The following is a 6440-nucleotide window of genomic DNA, read 5'->3' on the forward strand; positions in this document are numbered from 1 at the left end:
TTAAATTTTGCCTGCAAAGATAATGAAAATATTTCAAATCCTTCAATAAAATTAAAAAGATTCAGTTAAATAGAACATTTTCTCAAATTTTAGTGTTTTATGAATAATAAGAATGGTCGAAGTACAACAAATCCTCTTAGTATGATTAACCAAGAGGATTTGTTTTTGTAAGTAGCTCTACGCTTGTATAAACGCGACTTTGCGTCGATTACTGAATGGACGTACCGCAAAGTGCAGCCAGATAGCACCGTAGCGGTTCTTCTCAATCAGTAGCTCGTCAAAGTCCTGATGGCTCTCATCCGCATAATCCAGCAGTATGTTTGCATAGCGTATTAATTGCTCTGTGCCCAACACCCGGATATCAACGGCGCACCCCGTAGATAGCACCGTAGCGGTTCTTCTCAATCAGTAGCTCGTCAAAGTCCTGATGGCTCTCATCCGCATAATCCAGCAGTATGTTTGCATAGCGTATTAATTGCTCTGTGCCCAACACCCGGATATCAACGGCGCACCCCGTAAGGTGGTTACTGCCAGCTACTCCGCCAACCTTCTTATTTAACTGCGGGCTGCGATACCCAGAGTTAATGCGGATGGGCTCCTCGCCTACTCCATATTTATTATTATACCGCTTCCTTAACTCTTCCAGCCAAACACACAATCGCTTCATATTAGCAATCGCCTCATGGCTGGGGATGTTATACACTTCAGGATACTTGCTCCTGGTGAACTCCCCGAGCACAAAATGCTCGGAGAGGTTTGTTTTACTATTCAACTGTACTATTTCCATATTTACATTTTCTCATTTTTAATTTCTACATTTTTCCTTGTATTTATCGCTCTTTTTGTAACTGTAATCTGTAATCTGTAATACATACTTTCTGAATACCCACTGATGTATCATTCTGGCACACTTGCGCTTATCAGTTTGCAGACCTTGTTTAGCACGTGCCTGCATTGCATCATTAAGCGTAAACTCATCGGGCAGCAAATCTAACAGATTCTTAGGACCGGGCTGCTCTCTATATTCGCCTTCATGGTTTGCCTTTTCAATATCAGCACCGAAGAACTGCATCTTGCACCACAGATCGTACTGCAGACTCCAACGAACAAAATCTTCAATCGTCTTTTCCCATTGGCAGCCATTGGCCACATACAGCACACAGGCCTTTAACCAGGCTATCACAATGGCACGATGCGACAGGTTCCAGTAGGTTTCGTCCTGCGACAATCGGGCAAATTCAGCACACTCCTCCTGTAGCTTTTTAGCCAGTTTGAAGGCCTGCGGACAATCAACTACACCATGAGCCGACACAAGGTTGTCGATATACGTTTTCAGTTCAGCATCAAATGCCTCGTCGTACTTGCCATAGATGGGCTGCTCAGCTCCAATCTCCATCTCTGGGATGGTACAGAAGTTGATACGGCTGATAGGACCATCGGTGAGTACACGACTGAAGAAGCGACGACCTTTTTGGATAGTAGTACAGGCGTTCCAGTTGAATCTACACTTAGGTCTGGCTGTTACACTCTGTGTTCCAATACGTGTTTGACCGAACTCCGCACCCGGGTCGAAAGCCAAACACATCAGCTGAAAATGCTGCTTGCCAGTCTGACCTTTCAGCTGCTCAAACAAGTCAATCTCGTTCAGCTTTACATATACAAAGTGTCCCTCGGCTTCGTCCATACGGGTAACCAATGCAGGCTTGGTCATATCGGGATCAATCTCCTGTATCACCAGTCCTTCGGGTCGAACCTGCTTATCCTTATTGGCGCCCTTCTTTTGGCAATCCTTTTTCCACTCAGCCTCACGGCGGGTGTTCTCCGCATCGCGGGCTTTAATATCGGCCATAATGTGGCGGATGGGCTCATCTATACAGCCTTTACCTGCGCCCGTATGCGCCATCAGACAGTTCATCAGCGTGGCCTCATGCTTCACGTAATCGGTGTACTCAAACTCCACTTCTTTCAAGTGTGTTCCAAGCGATGGGAACACCGCATGCGCCACCGCAGCTTTGTATTGGTTGGGGGTATTCTTGGTAAGTAGTTTAATCAGTTTCGGCAACTTCGCTGGCATCTCTGGTGGTATAGGAGTTGAGTGATCACTCACTTCTGATTCTTTATCATCTCCCAGCCTCCTACTCTTCGTAAATATTGCCTCTTCATCCTTATTCAGTTTTCGTTCAGGATTGTAATACTTAGCATAAAAATCACTCAGGCATTTCTGTACATTCGCATCAGCCCAGTGTTCAGGCATCAGTTCAGCCAAAGCCCCATTCGCCTCCTCCTTACTTAGCAACTGGTTACAGCCACTCAGGAATATCTTCACCGCATTGTGTCTACCACCAATATCCGTAAAGTCCGACTTCTCCAGCCCCTTAGCCTTCAAAACCGCCTCCATCACAAACCTCACCCGCTCATCGATGGGTTTATTTTGCAACGGACTACAGGACTTTAGGATTTTTTCTTCAGTAGGATTTTCAGCAGCAGAATCAGACCTGTTAGTCCTGTTGTCCGTTGCTAAATCATCTTCCCACGGCTTATAATGCTTCCTCGCCTTCTTGGCCCCAGCCGGCACCTGCTCTTCACCTTTACGCTCGCGCTCTTTCAGGCGGACGTATTCGGCTTCACACTCCTGTTCGGTCATGGGTTCACTAAACAGTTCTTCATCAAGATAAAGTAAATCTTTTTCATCACCACTTGTTGAGTAAACCACCCTTTGCAAATCATGCACATTAGTATCCATCTCAATCTGCAGAATGGTCGCAATGCGCACCTGGTTCTCTAAGATGGTAGTACCAGGCTGGCGTTTACAAACCAAATGGTATCCCCCACTCGCGCTCTTCTCCAGCATCATCAAGCCTATCTCATCTTTCTTGGCCAATATCTGCTGTGCCATTGCCGCACTTTGGTCGGCATCATAGCAATCCACATCGTGAAAAAAGTAGCTACCAATGCTCTTGCAACCAGCCAAAGCCGAGCTTTTCAACACACCAATATTGTACGCAAACTGCACCAACTGGGCCTTAGCTTTCTCGTCACCTTTGCGAGCTTTAGCTAAGTTCTCCAGATTCTCCTTGGTGTTTCTAAGCGTCAAGAATTCTTCACGATTCTTTACCAGATAAGCAAACTTCTTACCCTTATTAACTATGCGGTAAATCATTTACTAAATCCTTTCTTTTGCAGGTGTTTAATGATTGGGCAAATACCCTTACGCAATATGGTGGGTAACTGGGCGCGCAATTCGTTAGGTACCACAAATGTTACGCGATCGTTACCATCTGCGCCAAACGACAAACTAGCGTAATCCCCTTTAAATTCAGGCTTATGGCGTAATCGCTTGGTACGAGTAAACTCAAACGATCCATTGCTAAGCAACCGGCCTAAGCCTCGCCCGCAAAATGCGCCTGTTTGTCCTAAACTCGGATTATCTGGCAGGAACTGCACATAATCCATTTCTAAATCACTCTTTGTAACGGCCATCATGCCGTTAACAGTCACGGTCTTGTTTAATTTGTTATTTGTTTTCATTTTGTTTTTGAGTTTTAAAGCGAGAAGAAGTTTCGGATTCCTTGGCCATTTACTCGAGAATATCCTCCCAGCTTCAACTCAAATAACTAGTAATAATATGAAATAAGGAATGTTTAATCTTTCCAGTACTTTCTTCCAAGCCACTCTTCAAGATAGCCTACGCGGATACTCCATTCACCTTTATTTGTGATGTCGATCTTATACTTCTTAAGAATCTCATTGAACTTATTGAGTACGGTGCGACGCCACTTAATGAAGTTCTCGTCGTTTTTCTCTTCATTAGGATTAATCGGCGTCTGGTTATATGCCTTAACGCACTCTCGGGCACATTTCACATAGTCCTCGTTAAACTGGTGACCTATAAAGCCATACAGCATGTCAATCATATACGCCTCTTCGCATTCCAAAACTCCAAGCACTCTATTACCTTTCTGGTAGTGATTCCATGCTTTGGTAAGCCCTTTATACAGCTTGCCCAGATAAGTCAAGCAGTCTTCTACACTTGAATCCCGACTAATAGTAACGGTTGGCACACACTGGGCAAGATGGTCCTGCATAGGTAGCCAGTCATAATCTATTGCCTTATCCACTTGATTGTTTCTTACAGCCTCCAGCATCATACATGTGCTGCGGAGGTTCATCTCCATTGCTTTAATTGCTTCACTTAAATACATAACTTTTTTAATCTTTAATGTTTAATCTTTAATGTTCAACGTTTAATCTTTTGGATTTCGTTTGCAATCACGTCCATGTACACCTGTCCGTTGTGTTCTCGGGTTCTGAAGCTCATGCTACAGGCAACCAACTCTCCCTCGGCCCACTCGATGGTGGCCAAACTGCCCAGGGCTGTTACCACAAAGCTGTCCTCATACTTGCCACCCAACATCTGCAGTACCAGTGTACGCTTGTCAAGTACGCCATTCTCACTTTTCTCACTCTGTACGGTAGTCATTACCCCGCACTTTTTCACTCTTAAAATCATTGTGTTCATAATTGCTTTTGTAAATTTAAATGTTAATATAAATTGAATCAAAATTTGAAACTCTTACGAATTCCTCTCTTATTTCTTCGATACTTTTGCGGGTAATACGGTATCCCATATCCACCGCCTGTTGCTCTTCAGCTCTCACATCAGCCAGGTATCTCAGATACTCTATCCGTTTCACCCGACCTTCTGATCTAATTTTAATTTTTACTTTTTCCATTTTAATACTTTAATTTTTATCAGACGACTATCATCTGATTTCCGACGGCAAAAGTAGAGTTCAACTATTCAACTCAAAAATTAATTTCAGTTGAGTTTTCAGTTGAACGGACAAAAATGCCCGCAAAGGCCTTTGTTTACAGACAAGAAAAAAATCAAAAAAAATTCTACTAACATTCCTATAGAATGCCAGTAGAACTTTTCAGTTGAATTTTAAGGCTTAAATCAGTCTTTCACATAGTTGAAAATCCAGTCTGCAATATCCCCTTTCTTACCCCTACCCATATACACGGCAAAGGTTTTACGATCTGTGTTATCATCGCCCACAATAGCCGATGCAATACCCAAGTCGCTGCCTTGTATTACGCCAGCCCTTTTCAGACCATACACTACAGCAGCCTTCAGTTGGGGCCGCTTGCTGGCTATTTGCCATTCGTCAGCTATAACGCTTCCTATCTCCGACTTCATCAGATTGCTCACCAGCTCATCACGCCACATGGTAGTATATTTCTCCTTATCAACCGATACTGCATCAAACCAATCCTGCTGCAGCATCCGGGTTATGGTATTATAAGGTGCAAACAGGGTTGTATCCTCCAACTGTCCTGTTTGTGTAGGTTGTAGCACATTTATCAGTTCTGGGTTCAGTCGAGCCATCTCCTTGTGTATCAGGTACAGCTTCATGTCGAGTTCAAAGATGGCTTGCAGCTGCGTATCGCTAAAGTCGTAGTAATGATTCTGGATGTATTTCCCATATTTCTTGTAGTCGATAATAAGTATGGTGTCGCTCCAATGCATAAACTGCCGCCACTGGGCACATGCTACACAAAAATCGTCACTCATCACAAAATCATAAGGCAGAAATCCCTTCAGATAGTCCAGCCGAACCTCGTTCAACTCTTTCTGCGACGGCACAGGCGCAAAACTCATAATACCTTTTGTAAGCGATTCGGCTACCACTTTGGCCTGCAGTTCTCTCAGTTTGTCGATGGTTACACACAGGTTCTCGTAACGCCATTTCTCAAATCTCTTCGATATCGCATCGCCACTGTAGTTCTGCTTTTTGGCAAAATAGAATTTCTCAAACATGGCAGAATCGCAATGCATCAACGCTTTCTCAGCCTCAGCCAATAACGTTTTCAGGTCTTCGATGTAGCATTTCAGACTCTCGTAAAAGCTTTCACCTTCCATGTCGCTACAGATCCTTTCACACCTCAGCCAGAACAAATCTTTGCGATGCAACCCCGACGAGATGCTGAAAGCCTCCATGCACTTACCACGTTTCAGGTCTTCGATATACCCCGGTAGTAACTTCACGGCACCTTTCAGTTGTCGCATAAAGAACCGAGCAACAAAGGCTCTAATTCTACTGTTTTCAATAGATACCACACAATATTGGCTGGCTATTTCCCTGGCAAGGTTGAGGTAATTTTTTAAACTTGGCAGGTAGTCAAGGGGCGCTCCGCAGCCAGCAGCCGAAGCTGCCCCAAGTTGAGCTCTTTCAAGCTCGTTGTTGATTGTTTCCATCGTTTTTCAAATTAATTTAATGTTGTTTATTAGTTAAAAAATCGGCTGCAAATATAATACTTCTCCAGTAATCAAAAGCAAAAATATTAATCTTTTTTATTCGCGAGCGCCACTAAATTTTTAGCGTATTTCCTTGGTTTTTCCAATAGATTCACTATATTACAACAGTTACCTGCTGCGA

At 43.7% G+C, this 6440-nt stretch carries 8 protein-coding genes; all 8 read right to left on the bottom strand.

Going from position 1 to position 6440, the window contains the following annotated elements:
- Positions 1 to 177: 177 nt before the first annotated feature.
- A complete protein-coding gene (locus tag T499_RS14700) occupies positions 178 to 405 on the bottom strand; it encodes a hypothetical protein (RefSeq protein WP_157054593.1) in 228 nt (75 codons plus the stop codon).
- Positions 362 to 787, bottom strand: coding sequence for a YcbK family protein (locus tag T499_RS0110525; RefSeq protein WP_052173640.1), 426 nt, complete (start codon positions 785 to 787; stop codon positions 362 to 364). Before T499_RS0110525 ends, T499_RS14700 begins: the two co-directional genes overlap by 44 nt.
- A gap of 18 nt (positions 788 to 805) precedes the next feature.
- A complete protein-coding gene (locus T499_RS14260) occupies positions 806 to 3160 on the bottom strand; it encodes a hypothetical protein (RefSeq protein WP_052173641.1) in 2355 nt (784 codons plus the stop codon).
- Positions 3157 to 3528 (bottom strand): hypothetical protein, encoded by a 372-nt coding sequence (locus T499_RS0110535; RefSeq protein WP_033150927.1) that lies wholly within the window; start codon positions 3526 to 3528, stop codon positions 3157 to 3159. Before T499_RS0110535 ends, T499_RS14260 begins: the two co-directional genes overlap by 4 nt.
- 113 nt (positions 3529 to 3641) lie before the next feature.
- The gene (locus T499_RS0110540) at positions 3642 to 4202 is read right to left on the bottom strand and encodes a hypothetical protein (RefSeq protein WP_033150928.1); all 561 of its coding nucleotides are present in this window, start codon (positions 4200 to 4202) and stop codon (positions 3642 to 3644) included.
- A 35-nt stretch (positions 4203 to 4237) separates the two neighbouring features.
- Positions 4238 to 4519, bottom strand: a complete 282-nt coding sequence (locus T499_RS0110545; RefSeq protein ID WP_033150929.1) for a DUF3127 domain-containing protein — start codon at positions 4517 to 4519, stop codon at positions 4238 to 4240.
- 16 nt (positions 4520 to 4535) lie between these two features.
- Complete coding sequence (locus T499_RS0110550; protein WP_033150930.1) at positions 4536 to 4733, bottom strand: hypothetical protein; 198 nt, start codon at positions 4731 to 4733, stop codon at positions 4536 to 4538.
- Positions 4734 to 4957: 224 nt separating this feature from the next.
- Positions 4958 to 6259 carry a hypothetical protein gene (locus T499_RS0110555; protein WP_084163108.1) on the bottom strand — a complete coding sequence of 434 codons (1302 nt, stop codon included), beginning with the start codon at positions 6257 to 6259 and terminating at the stop codon, positions 4958 to 4960.
- Between the last annotated feature and the right edge of the window lie 181 nt (positions 6260 to 6440).

The organism is Prevotella sp. RM4, assembly GCF_000701965.1.
GTDB classification, from domain to species: domain Bacteria; phylum Bacteroidota; class Bacteroidia; order Bacteroidales; family Bacteroidaceae; genus Prevotella; species Prevotella ruminicola.